At 51.5% G+C, this 530-nt stretch carries 1 protein-coding gene; it reads right to left on the bottom strand.

Features of this window, described 5'->3' with window-relative positions:
* Nucleotides 1-105: 105 nt before the first annotated feature.
* Nucleotides 106-530, bottom strand: a 425-nt coding sequence (locus tag JYP50_RS21920; RefSeq protein ID WP_241263418.1) for a hypothetical protein, incomplete at its 5' end; no start/stop codon positions are given.

The following is a 530-nucleotide window of genomic DNA, read 5'->3' as shown; positions in this document are numbered from 1 at the left end:
ATCGTGGACGCCCAGGCATTCGGTCATGGTCAGGAACATCACACCCTACGTCCTGTTCTGGAATCACTGGAAAAGCGGTATCAAAGACTGAAGATCCGTCAAAACCTACTTAACCAAAAGACCATCATTACCGCAGACACCGGCTTCGCCAACGAAGCCAACATGAAATACCTGCACGATAGAAAGATCAACGGCTACATCCCTGACAACCAGTTCAGGTCGAGAGATCCGCGTTTCCAGGGTCAAAAGGAGAAACACGGCAAACGCCATCAGAACAAACCGAAGCAACAGAAGCGCAATGTCATTCCGGCAAGCGAATTCACATTCGATCCCGTGGCCATGACCTGTATCTGCCCAGTGGGAAAAACACTCCGTCTTCGAGGTGTACGCGATAGCAGCACAGGCCAACCCACAGCTTACTTTGAGGGCAGACTGTTGCAATGCAGGCACTGCCCACTCAAAACGCGATGCATGCATAACCCCAAAGCTGCGGATCATCGAAAAGGTGCCGGTCGACAGGTATCGTTTCA

Source organism: Parahaliea mediterranea (genome assembly GCF_017255185.1).
GTDB lineage: Bacteria > Pseudomonadota > Gammaproteobacteria > Pseudomonadales > Halieaceae > JAFKCZ01.
The sequence above is the reverse complement of the archived record's forward strand: the minus strand, read 5'-3'. Positions and strand labels throughout refer to the sequence as shown.